Here is a 26,254-nt window from a genome sequence, read left to right as displayed (position 1 = left end):
CTAAATTTAAAACTTATTTTTTCCATCTATCATCAGGTTCTAATCCTCTTCTTCTTTGAACCTCAAGATTACTTACATATTTTTCATTTATCTCATCAGATAATACCTCTACAAAACTCATATTAAGACCTATTTCTTGGCCTACCTTTAGCTCATAGTCAGATATTATCATTCTTCTTGGAACTCTTAAATAGCCTAGTCTTCCTTTGAAATCTATTGCTACAGCTCCATCTGATACTTCTACGATGACTCCTTGCATTTCTATAACTTTGTCACCATATTTTAAATTCATTTAAATCCCTACTTTGTAGCGTATTTTTCTTTTCTCTTTTCGCTCATTGGTATTGAAGTTTCATTTAAAACTCTGTCTATCTTCTTATCTGTAACCTTTTCTACTAATTCTAAGTTGCTTTCTTTAACATTTGGATTCCAAGCTCTTTCTGGCTTCTTAACGTCTTCTCCAGACATAGCTGCTTTAAGCATTGCAACTCCTCTTATAGCATCTTCTTTACATAATGTGTTACAAGATAATACTTCGTTTTCTATTCCACCTTCTGATTTGTTGTTGTCTACCATGTATTTCATGTATTTGTTACCAACAACTAGAGCACCTTGTACTGCGCAGAATGAGAATGCTACACATGGTATACCTCTCATACCTATTTGTTCAACGTGGCTTGCAAAGTCAATGTGGTTGTTTCCAAAACCTTCTGTTGTAACAAAAGCTCCATCAACATCCATGGCTTCTACCATCATACCCATTCTTTCAGATACATAGAATTTTTCGCTGTTTATTTGTGGACTTCCTACAAATAATACTCCAGCTAAATCTAATTCTGGATCGTTCATGCATTCCATAACTAATGGTTCTCTCCAGTAGTGTCTTGAACATTCTTTTGATGCAGGTCCTATGCATGTTAATGCGTGGATACCACCATCCATTACTTCAAGTGGTGAAAGCATTACTGGAACGTTTCCTAAGTCAACGTTTGGCTTAGCACCTATTATACCAACTGGTTCTACTGGTAAGATTAAGTTGTCGTGCATTGCACCTTGACCCATGATTTCTTTAACAACTACAACTTTTTTCTTTCCAGGTCTTCTTACTTGTTTGAATTCTTCTGTATCAACTACTAAAGAATCATCTTCTATAGCTTTTAAAGCTTCTCTTATTTCTTGAGTAATAACGTCTGTAGCTTTATGAGCAGCTAATGGACCTGGTCTTTCCATTCCTGTTCCTCTTGCTATAGTTACTTGAGTTTTGATGAATATTTCACCCTTGTCTGGTGCACCTGGTCTATTCCACATAATATTTTCTTCTAATATACCTTCAGATGAACCAAATTCTCCAACTTGAACTCCATCTTCATCTATACCAGTTACCATTACTATAGCACCGTCTATTACTCTTGTAACGCCTGTTCCTAATTTGTCATCCATAGACTCTTTAGTTGCTATTGGTTGTACGTCCATTATAGTTTCACTATAAGTGTTGTACTTATCTGGAGTTATGATTTCTAATTTAACATCTTTAACTAATTTGTCTATTTGAAGAGCATCTTTGCAAATGTCTTCTCTTATATAAAGAGTTGTTCCTTCTATTTTAGTTTCTTTTCCAAATTTAACTTCGTTTATTTTGTAGTATTTTCTTGTTAAAGTTCTTATAACTTTTTCTTCTTTTTTTGCTTCTACTATAGCTGGTGTTGCTTCAATAGTTGCATTTTCAGCTTTAACGGCTGGTACTGCTACTTTACTTCCAGCTCCTACTTTTCCATTTAAAGGAACTTCAATATCAATTCCCTTTCCTTCAGCAATCCTAATTTTTAGGATTCCACCAGTTACTGTTGCTTTTGCATCAACACTCATGTTTTCTTCCTCCTCAAATCCTTCTAGTATATCAGGTGTTACAGGAGTTAAAGCTGGTGTGTCTACTTTTAGTGTAGCTCCAACAACTTCTTTTCTTGTAAGAACTCTATCATTTAAATCTAATAATAAAGAATCTACAAGTTTTTCAAAATGCATTGGATTTTCTAAATCACTAGCCTTTATAGTATCTCCTGCTTTTAAATTATATTTTAGAACTGCTTTTTCATTTTCTTCAGTTACTTCTTCATTGTTTGAAGTTTCTTCACTGGTAGCTTCTCCAGTTTTAGCTCCTTCTACAATATCAGTAGTTAATGGAGTTAATGAATCAACAGTTTTAAGCAATTTTGCTCCTATTACTTCCCCAACTTTTAAATGGTTATCAGGAATAGTTAAAAGTCCTGAATCCACCATATCTGGAAATATTTCTGGATCTTCTAAGTTTTCTGCTGTTAATATTGTTCCTTCTTCTGTTCTACAACATACTACTGCAGGTTCATTCTTTAATTCTTCTGCATGCTCTGCTGTCATTGACATATCACATAACCTCCTTAAATTTTTTCAGTTTACTCCTGTGGAAGTCTTCTAGTTAGTGTATAATCTATTGTTCTAAATATATGATCTGTATGATGATATACAGGTAATTTAGCTTTTGGAGCTATTTGCATAACTGTATTTGAACAATCATTACAGTTGGATATTAATATTCTTTCTGCTCCATCTTTCTTTAGCTGCATAACTGCAGCTGCTTGACCTGGTCATTCACCTGGTGTCTTACATTTTCCAGGACCATTACCTTTTCCCTTTGGATATTCTATATTCTTACAATCTACTACTCCTGCTATACTAGCATTCATCTTATTTGCAACATCTTTTAATCTATCTTCATTGGCTCCACAGGCACATACTAATAATCCTAGTGGTCCTTTATATTCTGGTAGAGGTATTGTAACTATTATTCCCCCAGACATTTTTGTTAATGCATCTTCTTCTAAGTTTCCTGCTTTTCCTGTATATGGTCCACCTATAACTACTTCGCCATATTCTCCATCTATTCCACCAGATTGTTCCACTAAATCTTTTACTGGAGTTCCTACTGGTACTTGAATAAATACATTTGGCTTGTTTCCAGTTTTTAATTTTCCTATTACTGTTACATCTTTATCTATAACTGGTTTTCTGTCTTCAACAGCTCTAGTTATATTTGCTAACGTTTCTGCATTTAATACTACACATTTAGCTTCTACTGGAAGTTGTGTTGGTTCTAGCCATTTATCAAATATAGCATTGATTATTGCTCTTTCTTCTCCCATTGGGTATAAATCAGGAAGAGCTTTTATTTCTATATCTTTAGCACCATTTAAACATTTTTCTAAAGATTTGATAGCTTCTGGATGCTTAGATTTGATAGCTATATATGCCTTAGGAGCTTTAGTAGCTTCCATGGCATATCTAATACCATTTATAATAATTTCTGGAGTTTCTTCTATAACTTTAATGTTATGATGAAGAGCTGGTTCACACTCCACACAGTTAGCTATAATATATCCATCTGGAATATCAGCTTTTAACTTAATGTGAGTTGGGAATCCTGCTCCACCTGCTCCAACGATTCCTGCTTCATATACAGTATCTACTATTTTCTTACATTTTTTTATTTTAACAAAATCTGTTGATGTATTTTGTTCTGCTTTTATTATTATTTCTTTGTCTGTAATCTTCTCTACCATTCCAGACACACTAGTGTGAATTCTAGCACCAAGACCATTAGGCTCTGCTATACATTCACCTCTTTTTACAACTTGACCCTCTTTTACACAAGGAACATTTGGAGCTCCTACATGCATTTTAAGAGGAAACCTATAAATATTAACCATTATATCCCTCCTAGACTTATTTACACACACTTTATTATATAGCAAAGTTTATGCCAATTTTATAATTACAATTAAAAAAGTTAAAAAAAATACATTAAAACATTAAAAATTGCCTTTAATTTCGTTATTATATTATCATAATAACATTTTTTTACTTTTTAGGTTCTTATTTTAGTATAAATCATGTCAAAAAATCGTCATTTTTAAAAAGTATATGTCATTTTTCTGACGTTATAATATTTTTTTATACATTCCAAGGAATGCTATTTGTTTTTTTTATAACAATATAAGGGTTTCTATATATAATTTTAGATTTTTATAAATTTTAGAAATAATTTTATGTCGTATTTTTTGACACTTTCAACTTTTACTTAGCAATAATAGTAAAATTTTAACTAAATTTCAGGTATCTTTTTTTATTTAAATTTTTATGAAAACATTTAAAATAAAATTAATGTATTTTTTACCAGGAAAATGTTATAAAAATATCTTTTTTTGAATACAAATAGTTTGATTATTATAATTTAAAAAAAAAAAAAAAAAAACACACAAAGAAATTTATTATCTGTGTGTTTTTTACTATTTTAAAAAATATTAAATTGTTTCATAAAAATATTTTTTTTACAATAGGTAATTTATAAGTTTTTTCTCATAAAATTAATGTATTTTTTACCAGGAAAATGTTATAAAAATATCTTTTTTTGAATACAAATAGTTTTATTATTATAATTTAAAAAAAAAAAAAAAAAACACACAAAGAAATTTATTATCTGTGTGTTTTTTACTATTTTAAAACATATTAAATTGTTTCATAAAAATACTTCTGTTACAATAGGTAATGTATAAGGTACGTTTAAAATTTCTCATAATATCCTATCCTCTGTTAATTACAAAAAATCTAAACGTTACTTTTAAAGGTTCATAAATTCCTATTCACAATGCGTCAAAAAGTTAGCTAGTTCAACTAATTATCTTAAGTTATTTTAACTTTTTATCATATATTTAAAGATGGACCTTATAAAACACTTCATAAAGTCCATCCCTTCAAGCCAAATTAAGCTAAGATATTTATTATTTTAAAACAAATCCATATTTAACTGGATCATCTGGATCTACTAAGAATTGAGAGAATCCTGTAACATAAGCACTACCAGTTATTTCTGGTATTATAGCATCATATTCTCCAACTTTAGTTTTCTCTAATATCTTTCCTTTAAACTTAGTACATATAATACTTTCGTTTATGATTTCTTCTCCTACTTTCATTTTGCCTTCTGCATAAAGTAGAGCCATCTTTGCACTTGTACCAGTTCCGCATGGAGATCTATCTACTTGTCCTTGACCAAATACAACTACATTTTGAACATCTGCATCTTTGCTCTTTGGTTTTCCATAGAATTCACAAAGATCAACAGTTTTTATATGATTTAATACTGGATGTTGAATTTCTACTTGTTCATTAACTGCATGAACTATCTTCATTCCTAAATCATTTAACTTTTGAGCATTTTCTGGTGAAATTTCCATTCCAATCTTTTCAACATCTACCATTGCAAAGAAACTTCCACCAAAAGATATATCTAATGTAAGTTTTCCAAAATCAGGTACATCTATTTCTACATCTTTTTTGTATAAGAAAGCTGGAACATTAACTATTGAAGCTTCTTTAGCTTTTCCATCTTCTACTTTAACTTTTGCATGTATCATTCCTGCTGGAGCTTCTAACTTAACGTTTGTGTATGGTTCTTCAACAGGTACTATTCCCATTTCTACTGCACAAGTTGCAGCTCCCATTGAACCATGACCACACATGTTAAGGTATCCACCACCATCCATGAAGATTATACCAATGTCTGCTGTTTCATCTGCTGGATCTGTGTATATAGCACCAAACATATCGTTATGTCCTCTTGGTTCTGACATAAGCATTGTTCTTAAATCATCCATGTTTTTTTCAAGATATTCCATTTTTTCAGCCATTGTTTTTCCAGGAATCTTTGGTATTCCTCCTGTTACAATTCTTGTTGGCTCTCCAACAGTATGTGATTCAATAGTTTGAATTGTTCTAATTGCTCTCATTATAAAGCCTCCTTATTTTTCATTTTTATTCATTTTTATTTTTAAAAATGCTAAAGCTTTTTTAGCATCTATTGGCATAACGTTATTTTCACCTACAACCTCTGTCTCTATACCTTCTTTCGATTTATTAAAATCAACTACGGTATCCATATATTCATTAGTTGTTACAAATTGTGCTTGAGTTCCTACAAAACTCATACCTACTACTGGTATATTTCTTTTACCAATAGCTTCTAGGGCAGATGCAAAATCTATATTACTATTTCCCCAACCGTCTATAGATACTATAGCACCGTCAGCTCTCATAGCTTCTACCCACGCTCCTATCCTTTGTCCTGTAAAAACCTTCTCAATATTTGCTTGGGGTGTCCCTGCAATTATTATTCCTAATAAATCTATATCATCATCATTTGAAACTATTTCTAATAGTGGATCCCTAAAATGATGCAATGAAGTTTCTTTAGTTGATGGTCCTATACCCATTTCATATCACCTACCCTTAAATTCATTAATTCATAGCTCTTAATACGCCATCTCTGAATTCATTTGGACTTACTACCATGGGTACATTACCCATATCAATTATAGATTTTCCTCCAACTAAACCACAAGGTTCATTAGGAAATAATCCTGTGTCGTACATACAACCTTGTCCTGCTACTTGTTTTACAATTACTACTTTTCTTTTTCCTGGTTTTATTTTATCAAAATATTCGTACTTTTCACTGCAATCTCTTCCATTTATTCTCTTCAAGTAGTTTCTCACTTCTTGTATTATCAAATCAGAAACTCGATGAGCGGCCATAGGGCCAGGTCTATTAGTAGCTTGACCATCTTTTAAAGTAACATCAATATGGATTATTATATCTTCCTCTGCTGGAGTTCCTCTTCTCCCAAATACTACTTGTTCATCTAGTATTCCCTCTGAAGATCCAAATTCGGCTACTTGAATTCCTCCTTTTTCAACTCCTGTTAGCATTACTTGAACCCCTGTTAGTACATGAGTTATTCCTTCTCCTAAAGATCCTAAAACTTTAGTAGCCACTGGAAAAAAATCCATAATAGAATTTACAAATTTGTGCCTTTCATTTGGATTGATTATATTTAAATCAATTTTTTCTATTAAGTTTGCACCTTCCATATCTTCATGGCTTAAAATATTATCTAATATATTATTTCTTATATATAAAACACCATCTTCAATATAGGTTTTTTCTGCAAATTTAACTTTAGTTATATGAAAGGTTTTAATTACTAATCTTCTTAATTTTATTTCTTGTTCCAATAGCCTCACCATCCTTTATGTTCCTATAATATAACACAAACTTTGATATAGGTTTAACATTTATAGTTATAAATGTGTATATAACAATATTTTTTTCGACACTGATAGCTTTTATTATACCATTTTTTTTATAAGTTGTACATATTATTTTTCAATCCATTGAGAGCTTTTATTATTAACTATAAAATTTCTTATTAATGTACAAGCTTTATAGTTAATAAGATAACAAATTTCTAGAAATTTTATAAAATAACGTTGTGCATCAAAAGTTGCACAACGTTATTAAATTGCGTAAAACAAATCTCAAAATCAATTACACTATATTAAACTTTTGCTATATATTCATATGGAAGCGGTACTATTTTACCTGCACTAGGAATCTTAGTTAACTCTATTAATGTATCCTTAACTATTCCTGTTTGCATTTCCACATTGTTTGGTTCTCCTGCATTAGCACCCATTGGTACTCTTGGAGCAACTGCTCTTGGAGTTCCAGTTTGTCTAACAACTGGTGGTAGGGCTGCTATTATTATTGTAGGTATACCTGCTTTTTCAATCGCTCTCTGCACTAACACTGCAGATCTATGACAAGTACCTCATCCAGCAGTCATTAATACTGCATCTACGCCTTCATCTTTTAATATTTTAGCTATAGCTGGACCAGTTTCTTCTCTGAATTTTTGTTGGTTTCCGCCACCACCCATGAATCCTACATGAGTTTTAGCAACTGCTTTTATGAATCCTTCATCTGCTAATTCTCTTAATCTATCTATTGGGAACATTGAGTTAACGTCCTTATTAACATCTGAATTATCATATCCACCGTGAGATACCATTAAATCACTTGATGGTGCATCTCCTGGTATTAATCTATATGTGAAATCACCTGCTAAATTAAATCTCTTGTCTGATTTTAAGTGAACTCCCGCTGCTGTAGCTATTGCTACTGTCATATCTTTTAATTCCTTTGTAACTGGAGCCCATACTGGATCTGGAGTTATAGGAACAAATATTTCAGATTGTAATCCTTTTACAATAGTTAAACTCATTATAACCTTACCTTCCTTTCTAAAACGAACATACTGTTATTTTTTATTTAAAGCTTTTTTCTTTTGATACTCTAAATTACTTACATATTTTTCATTTATTTCATCAGATAATACTTCTACAAAACTCATGTTAAGGCCAATTTCTTGTCCTACTTTTAGCTCGTAATCAGATATTATCATTCTTTTGGGAACTCTTAAATATCCAAGCCTTCCCTTGAAATCTATCGCTACAGAACCATCTGTAACTTCTACTATGACACCTTGCATTTCTATTATTCTGTTGCCATATTTTAAATCCATATTAATTACCTACTTCTATTATTTTGTTGAATATTTTTCTTTTCTCTTTTGACTTTCAGGTAATGAAGTTTCATTTGGAACTCTATCTATCTTTACGCTATAAGCTTTTTCTATTAATTCTAAGTTATTTTCTTTAACATTTGGGTTCCAAGCTCTTTCTGGTTTTTTAACAGTTTCTCCATCCATAGCTGCTTTAAGCATTGCAACTCCTCTTACAGCTTCTTCTTTACATAATGTGTTACAACCTAATACTTCATTTTCTATTCCGCCTTCTGATTTGTTGTTGTCTACCATGTATTTCATGTATTTATTACCAACAACCAAAGCACCTTGTACTGCACAGAATGAGAATGCAACACATGGTATATCTCTCATACCTATTTGTTCAACATGGCTTGCAAAGTCAATGTGGTTGTTTCCAAAACCTTCTGTTGTAACAAAAGCTCCATCAACATCCAAAGCTTCTACTATCATACCCATTCTTTCAGATACGTAGAATTTCTCTGTGTTAATTTGTGGACTTCCTACAAATATAACTCCGCATAAATCTAATTCTGGATCTTTCATGCATTCCATAACTAGAGGTTCTCTCCAATAGTGTCTTGAACATTCTTTTGATGCAGGTCCTATGCATGTTAATGCGTGTATACCACCATCTAATACTTCAAGTGGTGAAAGCATTACTGGAACGTTTCCTAAGTCAACGTTTGGTTTACCTCCTAGATAACCTACTGGTTCTACTGGTAGAATTAAATTATCGTGCATTGCACCTTGTCCCATTATTTCTTTAACAACTACAACTTTTTTCTTTCCAGGTCTTCTCACTTGTTCAAAAGTTTCTGTATCAACTACCAAAGAGTCATCTTTAACTGCTTTTAAAGCTTCTCTTATTTCTTGAGTAATAACATCTGTAGCTTTATGGGCAGCCATTGGACCTGGTCTTTCCATGTTAGTCTTTTCTTTTATAGTTACATCAGTTTTTATGAATATTTCTCCCTTATCTGGGCAGCTTGGTCTATTCCACATGATGTTTTCTGATAATATACCTTCAGATGAACCAAATTCTCCGATTTGTACTCCATCAGCATCTGTTCCTGTTACCATCATGATAACACCATCTAATACTCTTGTAACGCCTGTTCCTAATTTGTCATCCATAGACTCCTTAGTTGCTATTGGTTGTACATCCATTATAGTTTCACTGTAAGTATCATATTTATCTGGAGTTATAATATCAACCTTAACATCTAAAACTAATGGGCTAGCCAATTTTGCATCTTCACAAATATTTTCTCTTATATAAAGAGTTGTTCCATCTAGTTTTGTTTCTTTTCCAAATTTAACTTCTTCTATTTTATAATGTTTTCTTGTAAGAGATCTTATAACTTTTTCTTCTTGTTTTACTTCTACGTTTGCTGCTACATTTGATTCTACTTTTCCTTCTTTAGCTTTAACAGCTGGAACTGTAACTTGATTTCCTGAACCAACTTTTCCATTTAAAGGAACTTCTATATCGATTCCTTTTCCTTCAGAAATCTTGATTCTTAAAGTTCCACCATTCACTGTTGCTTTTGCATCAACACTCATGTTTACTTCCTCCTCAAATCCTTCTAATATATCAGGTGTTACAGGAGTTAAAGCTGGTGTGTCTACCTTTAGTGTAGCCCCAACAACTTCTTCTCTTGTAAGAACTCCATCATTTAAATCTATTAATAGAGAATCTACAAGTTTTTCAAAGTGCATTGGATTTTCTAAATCACTAGCCTTTATAGTATCTCCTGCTTTTAAATTATATTTTAGAACTGCCTTTTCACTACCTTCAGTTAACTCTTCAATTTCAGAAACTTTAGCATCATTTTCTGATATTTTAGCCCCATCTACAATTTCATTAGTTAATGGAGTTAATGAATCAACAGTCTTAAGCAATTTTGCTCCTATTACTTCCCCAACTTTTAAATGATTATCAGGAATAGTTAAAAGTCCTGAATCCACCATATCTGGAAATATTTCTGGATCTTCTAAGTTTTCTGCTGTTAATATGGTTCCTTCTTCTGTTCTACAACATACTACTGCAGGTTCATTCTTTAATTCTTCTGCATGCTCTGCTGTCATTGACATAATGCATAACCTCCTTCTTTATTTTTTTCTTTTTATTCTTGTGGAAGTCTTCTAGTTAATGTATAGTCTATTGTTCTAAATATATGATCTGTATGATGATATACAGGTAATTTAGCTTTTGGAGCTATTTGCATAACTGTGTTTGAACAATCATTGCAATTAGATATTAATATTCTTTCTGCTCCATCTTTCTTTAGCTGCATAACTGCAGCTGCTTGGCCTGGTCATTCACCTGGTGTCTTACATTTTCCGGGACCATTTCCTTTTCCCTTTGGATATTCTATATTCTTGCAATCTACAACTGAAACTACATTAGCATGCATCTTGCCTGCAACATCTCTTAATCTGTCTTCATTAGCTCCACAGGCACATACTAATAATCCTAGTGATCCTTTATATTCTGGGAAAGGTATTGTAACTATTACTCCTCCAGATGTTTTTGTTATTGTAGATGCGTCTAATTCTCCAGCTTTTCCTGTGTATGGTCCACCTATAACTACTTCGCCATATTCTCCATCTATTCCACCACTTAGTTCAATTAATTCTTTTACCTCTGTTCCTACTGGTGTTTGCATAAATATATTTGGCTTATTTCCAGTTTTTAACTTTCCTATTACTGTTACATCCTTGTCTATAACTGGTTTTCTATCTTCAACAGCTCTAGTTATATTTGCTAATGTTTCTGCATTTACAACTACACATTTAGCTTCTATAGGAAGCTCTGTAGGTTCTAACCATTTATCAAATATAGCATGAATTATTGCTCTTTCTTCTCCCATTGGATATAAATCTTGTAATTCTGCTACTTCAATCTCTTTTACATCCTTTAATGCTTCCTTTAATATACTTACTGCTTTATCATGTTTTGACTTTATAGCTATGTATGCTTTTGGAGCTTTTGTAGCCTTCATAGCATACTTGATACCATTTATAACTATCTCAGGATTTTCTTCTATCATCTTTATATTATGATGAAGAGCTGGTTCACACTCTACGCAATTAGCTATAATATATCCATCTGGAATATCTGCTTTCAACTTAATATGAGTTGGAAATCCCGCTCCACCAGCTCCAATTATTCCTGCTTCATACACTGATTCAACAATATCTTTACATTTTTTAATTTTCACAAAATCTTTAGATTGTTCTTTATCTGCTTTTATTATTATTTCTTTATCTGTTATTTTTTCTACTAATCCAGATACACTAGTATGAATTTTAGCACCTAATCCATTAGGTTCTGCTATACATTCACCTCTTTTTACACGTTTTCCCTCTTTTACACATGGAACGTCAGGTGCCCCCACATGCATTTTTAGAGGAAATTTGTATAACTTCTCCATAAACCCACCTCCAAATGTTTTCATTAATATAACTAGCATAATACATGCCAACTTTGTTAAAAAAACTATTAAGTGGTATAAGCTTAATTTATAAGCTTATAAGAGAGTTATAATTTTTTGTTATAATGGGAAATTTTATAATTAACGTATTATTTTTTGACACTTTTAAAATTTTATTTAAAATTTTAAATCTAAACCGCTATATTTCAATTGAAATCAGTTTTATTTCAACTGTAGTTTTATTTGACATTAATGTTTCATTAATTGACACATTTAATATTTTTAATATAATTTTAAAGTTATATTATTATAATATTCTTGTCCTTTCCCAATATTCCCTTCTTTTTGTATATTTTATGTTTTTAAGAAAATAAACTGCCAGTTTTATTTTCTGACAGTTTATTTTATATTTACCTAAAAGGTAATTCTATATATATTCCTTTTCCTTCTTTAATTTTAAGGCTCAAAAACCTTCCACTTCCATCTACTTCTGTATCAAAAGAAAATGTCTTTGATACTTGTTTATCAGTTCTTTCTATCATACAAATATTAAGTGGGGTTAGTGCAACTACATCTTCTTTTAATTTTGTGCCTATAACCTCTTCCCTTGTAAGAACCTTATTATTCAATTTAATTAATAAGGAATCTTCATATTTTTCAAAATGCATTGGATTTTCCAAATCCTCTGGCTTTATTATATCTCCTTTTTTCAGATTATACTTTAAAACTGCTTTTTCTTGTGGTAGATTCAACTTTCTTTTTTCTACTTTTGAATCTCTATTTGACTTTTCCCCAGTTTTATCTACCTCCACTATGTTAGAAGATATCGGAGTTAATGAATCAATAGTTTTTATAAGCTTAGATCCTATAACCTGTCCTACTTTTAAACAATTATCTGGAATAGTTAAAAGTCCTGATTCCATCATATCAGGAAATATATCTGGATCTTCTAAATTCTCCACTCCTAATATAGTTCCTTCCTCTGTCCTACAGCACACTACTGCAGGTTCATCTTTTAGCTCCTCTGCATGTTCTGCTGACATTGACATTTTAAAACCCTCTCTCTTATTAATAAATATTTTAATACTTTTTGACTATTTGTTTTCCATTGGAAGCCTTCTAGTTAAAGTATAATCTAAAGTTCTAAATACATGATCTGTATGATGATATACTGGCAATCCTAAGTTTGGTGCACAACACATAACTGTATTTGAGCAGTCACTACAGTTTGATATTAATATTCTCTTAGCTCCTTGTTTTTTTAAGTACATTATTCCTGCTGCTTGTCCAGGACAATCTCCTGGAGTTTTACATTTATTATTTCCCTTTATTTCTTCAACATTTTTACATTTTGTAACACCTACTACTTCTGACTTCATTTTACCTGCTATATCTCTTAATCTTTCTTCATTAGCACCACATGCACAAACCAAAAGTCCTAAAGGTCCTTTGTATTCTGGGAAAGGAATTGTAACTATTACCCCTCCAGATATTTTTGTCACTGTAGATGTTTCTAAATCTCCAGCTTTTCCTGTATATGGTCCGCCTATAACAACTTCACCATATTCCCCATCTATTCCACCACATTCTTCAATTAAATCCTTTACAGATGTACCTACTGGTACTTGAATAAATATGTTTGGCTTATTTCCACTTTTTAATTTTCCTATTACTGTTATATCCTTATCAATTACAGGCTTTCCATCCTCTACAGCTCTTGTTATATTTGCTAAAGTTTCTGCATTTATAACTACACATTTTGCATCTAATGGAAGTTGTGTTGGTTCTAACCATTTGTCAAGAATAGCATGAATTATTGCTCTCTCCTCTCCCATTGGATACATATCTTTTAACTCTTTTATTTCGATATTTTTTTCACCTTTTAAACAATCATTTAAGATTTTTATTGCTTTTTCATGTTTTCCTTTTATAGCTATAAAAGCCTTTGGTGCTTTAGTAGCTTCCATTGCGTATTTTATACCATTTATCAAAACTTGTGGATTTTCTTCTATAAATTCTATATTATGATGTAATGCTGGCTCGCATTCTACACAATTAGCTATAATATATCCATCTGGTATATTAGCTTTTAACTTAATGTGAGTTGGAAAACCTGCTCCACCCGCTCCTACTATTCCTGCTTCAAATATTGTATCTAAAATATTATCGCATTTTTTTATTTTAACAAAATCTTTTGATTGATTTTCGTCAGCTTTTACTATTATTTCAGTATCTGTTATCTTATCAACTATTCCTGACATACTAGTATGTATCTTTGCTCCTAAGCCAGTTGGCTCTGCTATACATTCCCCTCTTTTTACTTTTTGTCCTTCCTTAATACATGGTTTATCTGGTGCTCCTACATGCATTTTTAAAGGAAACTTGTATATTTTTTCCATGTATAATACCTCCTAAATTTTATTCTCTCATATTCATTATAAAAACAAATTGAACTATTTACTACTAAAAAAAGCTTATATTAATTTATTCTATAAAGCTTTGAGAGATCTATAAAATAAGCTTATAGCTCTTGTAAAAATTTTAAATATTTTTAACAAACATTATTAGAAGAAAAAATAAAAAAGCAAAGGCTTTTGGCCTTTGCTTTCAGGAAATATTATAGAGGTAATTCTATATCTATTCCTGTACCTTCTTCTATTTTGATCTTAAGTACTCCGCCTTCTACATAAGCTGTAGCGTCTTCGCAGCATTCTTCAACTTCTTCTGCTACTTCTTCTACCGCTTCTAATTTAGACTCTTCTTTTTTATCATCTTCTCCGCCTATTTCTTTGTATCCTTCTACTATATCTGTAGTTAATGGAGATAATGAATCAATAGTTTTTAGTAACTTAGCTCCTATTACTTGACCTACTTTTAGATTATTATCTGGAATAGTTAATAAACCAGAATCAACCATGTCTGGGAATATATCTGGATCTTCTAAATTTTCTGCTCCTAATATAGTTCCTTCTTCTGTTCTACAACATACAACTGCTGGTTCATTTTTTAATTCTTCTGCGTGTTCTGCTGTCATTGACATAATAAAATACCTCCTAAATTTAAAATATTAAATATTTTTTATTTATGGAGCTTCTCTTTTGGAAGTCTCCTTGTTAACTTATAATTTAACGTTCTGAACACATGGTCTGTTTCATGATAAATTGGTAATTTTAATTTAGGCGCTATCCCCATTACTGTATTGGTACAATCACTACAATTAGATACAATAATCCTTTCTGCACCCTTATTCTTTAAATACATTACAGCCGCAGCTTGACCTGGACACTTCCCTGGAGTCTTACATTTATAGTTTCCTTTAATATCTACTAAGTTTTTACACCTAGCTATAGCTACAACCTTAGATCCCATCTTACTTGCTATATCTTCAAGTCTTTCCTCATGTCCTGCACAAGCGCATATTAAAAGACCTATAGGTCCTTTATACTGTGGCAATTCAATAGTTACTATAGCACCACCAGATATTTTAGTTATAAAAGACTCTTCAAGAGGTTTTGATACTCCTGTATAAGGACCTCCTATTATAATTTCTCCATAATTATTTGAAATTCCGCCGCATTCATGTAAAATATCTTCCATAGATTTTCCTATAGGCATTTGTAAAAATATATAGGGACCTATACCATTCTTTAACTTACCCATAATAGTTAAATCTTTATCTATAACTGGTTTTCCATATTCTATTGCTCTTGTTATATTCGCTAAAGTTTCTACATTTAAAACTACACAATTGGCTTCTATAGGTAGTTGTGTTGGCGCTAACCATTCATCAAATATAGAGTGAATTAATGCTCTTTCTTCTCCTGCTGGATATATGTCTAAAACTTCTTTTATTTCTATATTATCTTCTTGTTTTATAGTTTCTTTTAAAGATTTTATAGCTTTCTTATGTTTTCCTTTTATACCTATATAAGATTTTGGAGCATCAGTAGCTTCCATAGCATATTTTATACCTTTTATAATAAGATTAGGATAATTTTCTGCTAAATATATATTATGATGAAAGGATGGTTCACATTCTGCACAATTAGCTATTATATAACCATCTGGTATTTTAGACTTTAATTTTATATGAGTTGGAAAACCTGCTCCACCTGCTCCCACTACTCCTGCTTCATAAACCGTATCTATTATACTTTCACATTTTTTTATTTTTATAAAATCTTCTTTATCTAGTTTGTCCTTTTCTATTATTACTTCATCTTCTGTAATATTTTTTACAATTCCAGATACACTAGTATGAATTTTAGCTCCTAAGCCTTTAATTGGCTCTGCTATACATTCTCCTCTTTTTACTTTTTGTCCTATGTTTACTATAGGACTACTCGGAACCCCCACGTGCATTTTTAGATAAAATCTGTATATATTTGACATTTTACCACTCCTTAGGAAATTCCTATTTATTATAATAACATAATTTATGTGATGTAACAATAAAAGAATATACTAATAAAAATATCTGATATAAAGTAATTCATATATTAGTCATATTTATTATACTTTAAATGTAATAATTTTATCCCTAAGGCATTAATTTATTATATAAGTTCATATTGATTTAATTTATAATATAAAGTACTTCTTTTTATATTGAGTATTTCTGCTGCTTTTTTCTTATTTCCTTTAGTAAGTGCCATAACCTCTCTTATTATTTTCCTTTCTGTACTCTTAACAACTTGATTTAAATCATATTTATAAAAAGTATCTCTTTCTATATCACTTACATAATCTCTTATATAGACAGGAACAGATTTTAATGTAACTTCTCCATCTGTAGATAAAACAACCATTCTCTCCACTACATTTTTAAGTTCTCTTATATTTCCTTCCCATTTATACTCTGTTAAAACTTTATATACTTCTTTATCTATATTACTTATATTTATTCCTTCCTTTTCACATACTTGACTTATAAATAAATCCACAAATTCCTTTATATCTTCTTGTCTCTCCCTTAAAGGAGGTAATTCTATCTGAACTACAGCAAATCTATAAAATAAGTCTTCTCTAAAAGTATTTTTCTTTATCATAGAAGGCAAATCCCTATTAGTTGCAGCTATAATTCTACAGTTTACTTTTACACCTTTTTGGCTTCCTATTCTGTATACCATACCATCTTGCAAAACTCTTAACAATTTAGCCTGCATACTCAAAGGCATATCTCCAATTTCATCAAGAAACAATGTTCCATTATTGGCAAACTCAAATTTACCTATTTTACCTTCCTTTAATGAACCTGTAAATGTTCCTCCTGTATAACCAAATAATTCACTTTCAAATAAATTTTCCGGTATAGCACTACAATTTATAGCAACAAAATTTCCAGTTCTTCCACTAGCTTTATGAATAGCTTTTGCAAATACCTCTTTACCTGTACCACTTTCACCTGTAACTAAAACGCTGGCTGAAGTAGGAGCTACTTTTTTAGCTATAATAATATTTTCAATAATTTTTGCACTTCTACCTATAATAGAAGAAAAATTATAATTTGAAGCTATTTCCTTTTTATAAGCACTTTCAAAAAACTCCACTTTATTTTTCTCTTTCATAAGTTCTTTTGACAGAGAAATAACTTCTGTAATATCTCTATCCGTAGAAACTACTGCTACTAATTTATTTTTACTATTAAATATAGGTACTGTACTTAATATTACAGTTTTTCCTGGAAAAGGCTCATTATATACATTAGTTATCTTTCTAGGATTTTTTAATACCTTGTAAATTAAAGGATTAGGAAATACCTTGTGTATAGGTTTCTTTATAATATCTTCCCTTTTTACTCCATATAACTCTTCAGAACTTTTGTTCCAATATATAACGACACCTTTATCATTAGTTATACAAACAGCTTCATGCATATTTTCAAGAATTTTATCTTGTAGATTATATAGTTCTTTTATGCTGAAATATAATTCATTATTCAAATCATCTAATCTTACAATTCCTATAACTTGTTTGTTTTTATTTAATACGGGCAATATATGTATTTTGTTTTTTCTCATTATCTCCTTAGCAGAAATAATAGATTCTTCTAAAAAAATTGTTACATATTTTTTGTTTATATAATTTTCTACTATTTTATCGCTATTTTTTTCTTTTCTTTGTATCTTATATAAATGATCTTTAGTAAGTATGCCTATAAATTCATCTTTTTCATCTACTACAATTAGTTCATCTTTTCCACATTTATCTATATTTAAAATAGCCTTAGAAACCTGTTCTTTTGATGTTATTTTAACAAAGTCTTTTCTCATAATACTTTTAACTGTATAAATAAGTTCTATACCGCCATTCATTGTAATTCCTCCAACATACCATAAACTTTATATATAATAAATAAAGTTTATGGTATCATGTTAATATCTATATAATATATTTTATCACATTTATAATCTTATATAAATAAATCTACAAAAGGAATGATTGAAATGAATATAACAGGAATTATAGTGGAATATAACCCCATGCATAATGGCCACTTAAAACATATTAATGAAACCAAAAAAATAACAAATTGTGATGGATTAATAGCAATTATGAGCGGTAACTTTGTACAAAGAGGATTACCTTCTATCTTAGATAAATGGACTAAAGCTAAGATAGCTTTATTAAATGGTGTTGATTTAGTTATAGAATTACCTACATTATATAGTCTATCTTCAGCAGAATTTTTTTCTTTTGGTGCCATAAATATTTTAAATAGCTTAAATGTAGTAGATAATATTTGTTTTGGTAGTGAAATAGGTAGTACAGAAAATTTAATAAAACTATCACAAATTCTTATAGATGAGCCTTATGAATATAAAATATTGTTAAAAAGGTATCTACATCAAGGAGTTTCCTATGCCAAAGCTAGGAATATGGCTTTAAAAGATTTTAATAATAAATTTAATTTTCTTAACTTGCCAATAGATACATTATTAAATTCTTCTAATAATATATTAGGTATAGAATATATTAAATCCTTATTAAAACTAAACAGCTGCATAAAACCTTATACTATTAAAAGAGAAGGGGCAGATTATAAAGATGAGCAACTTCATAGTAAATATTCCAGTGCCTCTTCTATAAGAAAATTTCTAAAAAAAACAAATGATATAAATGAACTTTCAAATCACCTTCCCTATGAGTGCTTTGATGAGTTAAAAAGTTTAAAAGATAAATGCTTTAGTTTTTCTTTAGAAGATTCTATGATAAAACATATAAGATATAAATATGCCTTAGGAGAGAAAAATATAGGCAATATCCCGGATGTGTCTGAAGGATTAGATAATAGAATATACAAATTTTTAGAACAAAACTTAAATTTCAATGAAACTGTACTTTCTATAAAAAGCAAAAGATATATATATTCCCGCATTAGTAGAATTTTATGTCAATATTTTATAGGTTTTGAGTATTATGATATTTTAAATTTGAGAAAAGAACCCCCTAGTTATGCTAGAATACTAGGTTTTAATAGGAAAGGTGCTGAAATTCTAAATAAGATAAAGAAAAATTCAAATATAAATCTTTATACTAAAATTCCAAAATCTATAAATGAAGATACATTAAAAATAGATATACAAAGCACACGAATTTATAGTTTAATAAATTCTAACTTAAGCTTTAATGAGGATTATTTAAAAAGCCCTATAATTATAAAATAATGTAATAATAATCCCCTAAAAAAATATACTTATATTAAAGTAATATAAGGAGATTAATTTTGAATTTATTATTTAATATTTTAATAATAATTATAGTAATTTTATTATTTATGTTATTTAAAAACAAAAGTATATTAATAGCTTTTGTATCCTCCTTATTAATAGTATATATAATAATATCTCCAAAAGCTTGTATAAATGCTACGTTATCTGGTGCTAATTTATTTTTTTATAAAGTTTTCCCTTCACTATTTACTTTTTTAATTTTTACAAATGTAATTATAAGTTACAATGGAGTACATATATATTCAAAAATATTTGGTAAAATATTATGCCCTCCTTTAAAATTAGATAAAAAATGTAGTTTACCTATAGTTATTAGTGCTATTTGTGGCTATCCTTTAGGAGCTAAATATTCTTGTGATCTATATGAAAATAAAGATATAACTTTTGAAAGTTGTGAGAGATTAATAAATATAGCCTCTAATGCTGGCCCTTTATTTATTATAGGTTCTGTAGGTACCTCTATGCTTTCAAATACTTATGCAGGGTACACACTTCTTTTGTCTAACTATATATCTTGTATATTAATGGGTATATTATTACCTAGAAAAAGATTTAAATACAGAGGATTTTCAAAAAACACCCCTTATAAAATTCCCAATATAGGAGAGGTGTTAAAATCTAGTGTAGATAATTCTATAAAGACTTGTTTAAATGTAGGAGGTTTTGTAATACTTTTTTCTGTACTACTTAGTATAATAAAAAATAATCTATTTTTTCAGTTGATTTTAAATCAGCTTTCCTCCACATTTAATTTAGATAAAAATCTAATAGAAGGATTCATTTTAGGCATCCTAGAAATGACTAATGGATGTTACTTAATATCTAAAAGCTCTGTTAACTTAAGTTTAAAAATTATTTTAATAAGTTTTCTTCTATCCTTTAGTGGACTATCTATAATATCACAAGTATACTCCTTCACTTATAAACATAATATAAATATGAAAAGATACATTAAACTAAAATTCTTACAAGGAATATTAGCTTCTTTAGTTTCTATAATATTATATAAAATTCCTTTATTTAATTTGACCTTAAACACCTTTATAGAAAATAATAACTTCTTATATTATTATAATAATATCTTATTTATACTATTATTATTTTTATTGATTGCCCCTTTAATATTTTTTAATGTAAAAAGGCATAACAAATATTAGTTACTTCATATTTCTAAGTTCCTTTATATTTTCCCTTATAACATCAGTTTTTAAATCTATACTTTCTTCTAAAGAAGCTAAAAAAGCTTCTGAATTTTTTTGTAATAAATTTAGCATAGCGTTAGATTTTTCCTCTATTTCCATATCCAATTGTGATAGTAGTTCATCTGCGTAATCCCTTGCGCTGATTTTCATAAATCTAGCTTCTGCATTAGCATTTTGTATTATTTCTTCTGCCTTCACAGTGGCTGCCCTAGTTATATTATGATTCTCTATTTGACTTTTTAAAAGAATTAAATTTTCTCTTTTAATATTTTCCGCTTCTTCCATAGCATCCTTTAATATTCTTTCTTTTTCTCCACATATCCATTTAGCTTTCTTTAATTCATCTGGTAAACAATTTATTATCTTTTCTATAACTTCTAGCGCCTCTTTTTTATTTATAGCTACCTTTCCCGTTAGTGGTATTGGTGATGCAGAGTCTATAACCTCATTAAAATACTCTAAAAGTTTAATAACATCCATTAGTTTCCCCCCCACTTTTAAAATCTTTTATGTAATTTATTAATAATATCTGGTATTATTTCATCTGGTACAAGCTCCTTTATACATCCGCCAAACATGGCCACTTGTTTTACAGAGGAAGAGCTTACATAAGAATACTTTGCACTAGTCATCATAAATACCGTTTCTATAGAGGGATCTAGCTTATTATTCATAAGAGCCATTTTAAATTCATATTCGAAATCGGAAACTGTTCTAAGTCCTTTAACAATAATTTTAGATTGTTTTTCCTTTAAAAAATTTATTAAAAGACCACTGAAAGCTTCTACCTCTACATTATCATAATCTTTAACAACCTTTTTTATAATCTCTACTCTTTCCTCTACTGAAAAAAGTCCTTTTTTTTCTGGATTTACTAAAACTCCTACTATCAATTTATCAAATACCTTTGAGGCTCTTTCGATTATATCTAAATGCCCATTAGTCACTGGATCAAAACTTCCTGGGTAAACTCCTATTTTCATTTTAGTCCTCCTTAAAATGATAAAAACAAACTGTAGTATTTCCGTACCTTCTATGTCTTATTAAAACTATTTTATCTGTACCTTCATATATTTCTTCTTTTGAATCTATCTTTGTTACAATTAGACCTTCCTTATGTAAAAGCCCTTCCTGCTGTATTATATCTATAGCTGGTGGAATCATTTCCTTAGCATAAGGTGGATCTATAAATATTAGATCAAATACTAAAGACCTTTTTCCAAAGTTTCTTAAAGCTTCATAGGAGTCCATATTAAAGCTTTTACATATATTTTCAAATTTTAAATTACTAATATTCTCTCTTAAAAGTGGATATGTTTCATCACTTCTATCTATTAAATAGCATTCTTTAGCTCCTCTACTAGCAGATTCTAATCCTAAGCTTCCTGTTCCTGCAAACACATCTAAAACTTTAGAACCATACACTCTGTTTTGAATCATATCAAACATAGATTCCTTAATTCTATCTAGTGTGGGTCTTGTAATGCCACTTTTAGGTGATAAAAGTTTTCTTCCCTTAGCGCTTCCTGAGATAATTCTCATTATAATCCTCCTTAAAATTCATCCTTAACCTAATAATTTTATTATCATTATAATATTTTATCATATATAATGTTTCCATACAAAATATTTTATAACTACAATGTAGAATTTTGTTTTATTTTATAAAATATCAATTAAAGCATATAAGTTTGGAATTATTTTTAATTTTAGTTTCTATTTCCTCTTTAATTTTTATAGACTCTTTGTCTTCACTCTTTAATATTTTTTTACTCTCCATGCTAGCAATTTTTAAGATATGTATATCCTCTACTATATCAGCTAATAGTAAATTATCTGAACCATGTTGCTTAAATCCAAATAATTCTCCAGTTCCTCTTAATTTCAAATCTTCTTCTGCAATAAGAAAACCATCATTACTACTTTTCATGATATTCATTCTTTTTCTTATAACATCATTTTTTACATTAGCTACCAATATACAATAAGATTTATATTGTCCTCTACCTACTCTTCCCCTCAATTGGTGAAGCTGAGCAAGTCCAAAACGTTCTGCATTTTCTATTATCATAATAGTAGCATTAGGTACATTTACCCCAACTTCTATTACTGTAGTGGATATAAGCGCTTTTATGTTTCCCTCTTTAAACTGTTGCATAATATTCTCTTTTTCTTTAGGTGACATTTTTCCATGAAGCATAGCAATTTGCACGTCTTTAAAATAAGTAGTTTTTAGTTCATCAAATAACTTTTCTACTGAGTTTAATTTTAACTCTTCACTGTCTTCTACTAACGGACATACAATATATACCTGTCTCCCGCCTTTTATTTCTTTCAATGCAAAATTATATAATCTTTGTCTATAATTTTCGTTAACATAATGAGTATCAATTTTTTGCCTACCTGGTGGTAATTTATCTATTATAGATACATCCAGATCGCCATATAAAGTTAAAGTTAATGTCCTTGGAATTGGGGTGGCACTCATAACTAAAGTGTCTACATTTCTACCCTTATTTAATAACTTATTTCTTTGCATAACTCCAAATCTATGTTGTTCATCTGTTATTACCATACCTAAATTTTCAAACTCTACATCTTCCTCAATAAGAGCATGTGTTCCTATAATTAAATCTATTTCTCCTTTTTTTAGTTTTTCCTTAATCTCTATCTTTTTTGAAACTTTTACACTACCTACTAAAAGTTCTACATTAACATCAAAATCTTGAAATAGTTTTTTTGCCTCCTCAAAATGCTGAAAAGCTAATATTTCTGTAGGAACCATAAGTGTTCCTTGATAACCATTTTTTATAACATTGAATAAAGCTATCAAAGCTACTATAGTTTTTCCACTGCCTACATCTCCTTGAAGAAGCCTATTCATAGGTTTGATGCTTTTTTCATCTTTAAATATTTCTCGTAGAACTTTATTTTGAGCTTCTGTAAGATTAAAAGGCAATTTTTCTTTTAATAATTCAAGTTCTTCAGATATTTTAAATGAAATTCCTTGTGCTTTATACTTTATCTTATCTTTAAGTAAGTCTATTTTTAAACAATAAGATAGAAGTTCTTGAAATTTCAATCTTCTCTTAGCTTCTTCTAACATTTCATTACTTTCAGGATTATGAATATTTCTAACTGCCTTATCTAGAGAACATAATTTATATTTATTTATAATATAAGAAGGCAAATTTTCCTCTATAGATATATTAGAAAGTACATTACTTATTAATTTTATAAATAAATTATTGTTTAGTCCTGCTTTAAGAGAATATTTAGGTATTATTTTCTTTTTTTCTACATTTTTAATAGTTACATCCTTTAATATTTTTCCACTAGTTAAGGTTAAGACTCCTTTATATTCTTTTAAAGTTCCCTGGAGTAAATACTTCTCCCCTATAATAAACATTCTTTTCATATAGGGCTGATTAAACCAAGTACCTATTATTTTTCTTTCTCCATCATTAAAACTTATAGTGGTTAATACCTTACCTGTTTTAGTTTTTCTATCTTTATTTATACTATCTACATTAACCTTTATCATTACTTTTTTTCCTGGGGAATTTTTATTATTATAATGATCTATAAATTCATATTCCCTTGGAAAATATAAAAGTAAATCCATAATATTGAATATCATACATTTTTCTAATTCTTTACTAGTTTTAGGACCTACTCCTTTTAACACAGTTATAGGACTATATACATTCATATTTTTCCTCCTACAAATTAATTCCATACAATAAAAAAAGCCCTTAGGCTTTTTTTACTCTACAGATACTATAAAATAATATAAAGGTTGTTTTCCCTCATAACATTGTACATCTATATCTTCATATTCTTCTTCTAACTTATCTATAAATTCTTCAACCTTATTAGAATCACAATCCTTACCATAGAATACACTTATAAGTTCACTATCCTCATTTACCATACTTTTTATTATATTACTACATACATCAAATATATCATTACCTACTTCTTTAATTTTACCTTGTACTAAGCCTAATATATCTCCCTCATGTATGATTTTTTCATCTATTTCTGTATCTCTTACTGCATAAGTTATGGATCCTGTAGCTACAGTTTCCATAGCTTCTTTCATTTGTTTCTCATTTTCAGATACATCTGCCTCTGAATTAAACATTGTTATAGCAGTTATTCCTTCTGGTATAGTTTTAGTTGGAATTACAACTACATTCTTATCTACAATATCTACAGCTTGAGTAGCCGCCATTATTATATTCTTATTATTAGGGAAAATAAATATATTTTCTGCATTTATTTTATCTATAGCTTTTACTATATCCTCCGTACTAGGATTCATAGTTTGACCGCCTTCTATAACTTCATCTACACCTAAATCCTTAAATATAGCATTTATACCTTCTCCTAATGCTACAGATATAAACCCATACCTTTTAGTTTCCTCTTCTTCTTGATTTTCACTTTTATATTTATCATTGTTTTCCATATCTATTATATGGTTATGTTGTTCTCTCATATTATCTATTTTTATTTTTGAAAGTGGTCCAAGTTTTACAGCTTTTGATAATATGTATCCTGGATCATTAGTGTGTATATGAACCTTTACTAAATCTTCATCCGCAACTACTATCATAGAATCTCCTAAAGTTTCTAATTCCGCTCTAAAAGAATCTACATCTATCTTATCTGTTAATATAAAAAATTCAGTACAATAACCATATTTTATTTCTTCATTACATTGTTGAACTGCTGTTTTTGTAGTGCTAGAGCTCATTTCACCTTGTAGTTTAACTTTTAAATCTTTATCTAAGACCTCATACATCCCCTTTAGTATTATAAGAAGTCCCATACCGCCTGCATCTACTACCTTAGCTTTTTTAAGTACCGGAAGCATTTCTGGTGTTTTATTTAAAATATTTTCACTATATTCACATACTTCTTTCATTAAACTTGCTACATCTTCACCTTCAAATCTAATTGCACTTTCTGCTGCTGCTCTTATTATAGTTAAAATTGTTCCTTCCGTAGGTCTCATTACTGCTTTATAAGCAGATTTTGAACCTTCTAATAGAGCATTTGCAAACTCAGCCGCATCCACTTTTTCTTTTCCTTCTAACCCTTTTGAAATTCCTCTAAATATTTGTGATAAAATAACTCCTGAATTTCCCCTAGCTCCCATAAGAGCTCCTTTTGCTACTTTCTTAGCTATATCACCTATATTTCTTCCATTAAAAGAATCCATTTCTGTAACTGCAGACCTAAAAGTCATTGACATGTTAGTTCCTGTATCACCATCTGGTACCGGAAAAACATTTAAAGAATTTACAAAATCCTTTTGTCTTTCTAAACTATTACTTCCATTTACTATCATATTGTAAAAATCTTCACCAGTTATATTTATATGTTCCATCTATGAA

General features: G+C 29.6%; 20 protein-coding genes and 2 pseudogenes. 2 read left to right on the top strand and 20 right to left on the bottom strand.

The genetic code is table 11. The features are described from left to right. Positions 1-13: 13 nt before the first annotated feature. From BN1711_RS05390 to prdR, 15 genes and pseudogenes are all read right to left on the bottom strand, one after another. Positions 14-292, bottom strand: a complete 279-nt coding sequence (locus tag BN1711_RS05390; protein WP_050607157.1) for a CBO2463/CBO2479 domain-containing protein — start codon at positions 290-292, stop codon at positions 14-16. Positions 293-300: 8 nt separating this feature from the next. Beyond that, positions 301-2,400, bottom strand: a complete 2,100-nt coding sequence (gene prdA / locus BN1711_RS05385) for a D-proline reductase (dithiol) proprotein PrdA (RefSeq protein ID WP_050607156.1) — start codon at positions 2,398-2,400, stop codon at positions 301-303. 29 nt (positions 2,401-2,429) lie between these two features. Further along, a complete protein-coding gene (gene prdC / locus BN1711_RS05375) occupies positions 2,430-3,740 on the bottom strand; it encodes a proline reductase-associated electron transfer protein PrdC (RefSeq protein ID WP_279233063.1) in 1,311 nt (436 codons plus the stop codon). Between the two features lie 1,071 nt (positions 3,741-4,811). After that, entirely contained in the window at positions 4,812-5,819 is a 1,008-nt protein-coding gene (locus BN1711_RS05370) for a proline racemase (protein WP_050607154.1), read from the bottom strand. A gap of 12 nt (positions 5,820-5,831) precedes the next feature. Continuing rightward, entirely contained in the window at positions 5,832-6,302 is a 471-nt protein-coding gene (locus tag BN1711_RS12820; protein WP_050607153.1) for a glycine/sarcosine/betaine reductase component B subunit, read from the bottom strand. Positions 6,303-6,327: 25 nt separating this feature from the next. Continuing rightward, positions 6,328-7,104, bottom strand: a complete 777-nt coding sequence (gene prdD / locus BN1711_RS12815; protein ID WP_050607152.1) for a proline reductase cluster protein PrdD — start codon at positions 7,102-7,104, stop codon at positions 6,328-6,330. Positions 7,105-7,427: 323 nt separating this feature from the next. Then, positions 7,428-8,153, bottom strand: coding sequence for a D-proline reductase (dithiol) protein PrdB (gene prdB, locus BN1711_RS12210; RefSeq protein WP_082174058.1), 726 nt, complete (start codon positions 8,151-8,153; stop codon positions 7,428-7,430). A 36-nt stretch (positions 8,154-8,189) separates the two neighbouring features. After that, positions 8,190-8,453, bottom strand: coding sequence for a CBO2463/CBO2479 domain-containing protein (locus BN1711_RS05345; protein WP_050607149.1), 264 nt, complete (start codon positions 8,451-8,453; stop codon positions 8,190-8,192). Between the two features lie 18 nt (positions 8,454-8,471). Further along, a complete protein-coding gene (prdA, locus tag BN1711_RS05340) occupies positions 8,472-10,571 on the bottom strand; it encodes a D-proline reductase (dithiol) proprotein PrdA (protein WP_050607148.1) in 2,100 nt (699 codons plus the stop codon). A gap of 32 nt (positions 10,572-10,603) precedes the next feature. Further along, a complete protein-coding gene (gene prdC / locus BN1711_RS05330) occupies positions 10,604-11,914 on the bottom strand; it encodes a proline reductase-associated electron transfer protein PrdC (RefSeq protein WP_279233062.1) in 1,311 nt (436 codons plus the stop codon). A gap of 550 nt (positions 11,915-12,464) precedes the next feature. After that, a pseudogene (locus BN1711_RS05325) lies at positions 12,465-12,963 on the bottom strand (D-proline reductase (dithiol) proprotein PrdA); the annotation flags it as partial. Positions 12,964-13,008: 45 nt separating this feature from the next. Beyond that, on the bottom strand, positions 13,009-14,313 hold the full coding sequence (gene prdC, locus BN1711_RS05320) for a proline reductase-associated electron transfer protein PrdC (protein WP_050607144.1): 1,305 nt from the start codon (positions 14,311-14,313) through the stop codon (positions 13,009-13,011). Positions 14,314-14,534: 221 nt separating this feature from the next. Then, positions 14,535-14,954 (bottom strand): annotated as a pseudogene (locus tag BN1711_RS05315) (sugar transporter); the annotation flags it as partial. Between the two features lie 38 nt (positions 14,955-14,992). After that, positions 14,993-16,306, bottom strand: coding sequence for a proline reductase-associated electron transfer protein PrdC (gene prdC / locus BN1711_RS05310; protein ID WP_050607142.1), 1,314 nt, complete (start codon positions 16,304-16,306; stop codon positions 14,993-14,995). A 164-nt stretch (positions 16,307-16,470) separates the two neighbouring features. Next, complete coding sequence (gene prdR, locus BN1711_RS05305; protein ID WP_050607141.1) at positions 16,471-18,228, bottom strand: sigma-54 dependent transcriptional regulator PrdR; 1,758 nt, start codon at positions 18,226-18,228, stop codon at positions 16,471-16,473. A 132-nt stretch (positions 18,229-18,360) separates the two neighbouring features. Here prdR and BN1711_RS05300 point away from each other — a divergent pair, with 132 nt between their 5' ends. Both BN1711_RS05300 and ylbJ read left to right on the top strand, forming a co-directional pair. Next, positions 18,361-19,581, top strand: coding sequence for a nucleotidyltransferase (locus tag BN1711_RS05300; protein WP_050607140.1), 1,221 nt, complete (start codon positions 18,361-18,363; stop codon positions 19,579-19,581). Between the two features lie 59 nt (positions 19,582-19,640). Beyond that, the gene (ylbJ, locus tag BN1711_RS05295; protein WP_050607139.1) at positions 19,641-20,804 is read left to right on the top strand and encodes a sporulation integral membrane protein YlbJ; all 1,164 of its coding nucleotides are present in this window, start codon (positions 19,641-19,643) and stop codon (positions 20,802-20,804) included. Here ylbJ and BN1711_RS05290 read toward each other — a convergent pair whose 3' ends face one another. The 5 genes from BN1711_RS05290 to BN1711_RS05270 all read right to left on the bottom strand — a co-directional run bounded on the left by BN1711_RS05290 (position 20,805) and on the right by BN1711_RS05270 (position 26,247). Beyond that, positions 20,805-21,329, bottom strand: a complete 525-nt coding sequence (locus BN1711_RS05290; RefSeq protein ID WP_050607138.1) for a hypothetical protein — start codon at positions 21,327-21,329, stop codon at positions 20,805-20,807. 17 nt (positions 21,330-21,346) lie between these two features. Next, positions 21,347-21,832 carry a pantetheine-phosphate adenylyltransferase gene (coaD, locus tag BN1711_RS05285; protein ID WP_050607137.1) on the bottom strand — a complete coding sequence of 162 codons (486 nt, stop codon included), beginning with the start codon at positions 21,830-21,832 and terminating at the stop codon, positions 21,347-21,349. A gap of 1 nt (position 21,833) precedes the next feature. Next, positions 21,834-22,391 carry a 16S rRNA (guanine(966)-N(2))-methyltransferase RsmD gene (gene rsmD, locus BN1711_RS05280; protein ID WP_050607136.1) on the bottom strand — a complete coding sequence of 186 codons (558 nt, stop codon included), beginning with the start codon at positions 22,389-22,391 and terminating at the stop codon, positions 21,834-21,836. Between the two features lie 130 nt (positions 22,392-22,521). Further along, the gene (recG, locus tag BN1711_RS05275) at positions 22,522-24,561 is read right to left on the bottom strand and encodes an ATP-dependent DNA helicase RecG (protein WP_050607135.1); all 2,040 of its coding nucleotides are present in this window, start codon (positions 24,559-24,561) and stop codon (positions 22,522-22,524) included. Between the two features lie 54 nt (positions 24,562-24,615). Beyond that, positions 24,616-26,247, bottom strand: a complete 1,632-nt coding sequence (locus BN1711_RS05270) for a DAK2 domain-containing protein (RefSeq protein ID WP_050607134.1) — start codon at positions 26,245-26,247, stop codon at positions 24,616-24,618. Positions 26,248-26,254 lie beyond the last annotated feature (7 nt).

Origin of the sequence: Clostridium niameyense (assembly GCF_001243045.1) — a bacterium.
Taxonomy (GTDB): Bacteria; Bacillota; Clostridia; order Clostridiales; family Clostridiaceae; genus Clostridium_F; species Clostridium_F niameyense.
This window is presented reverse-complemented; position numbering and strand designations above follow the sequence as displayed.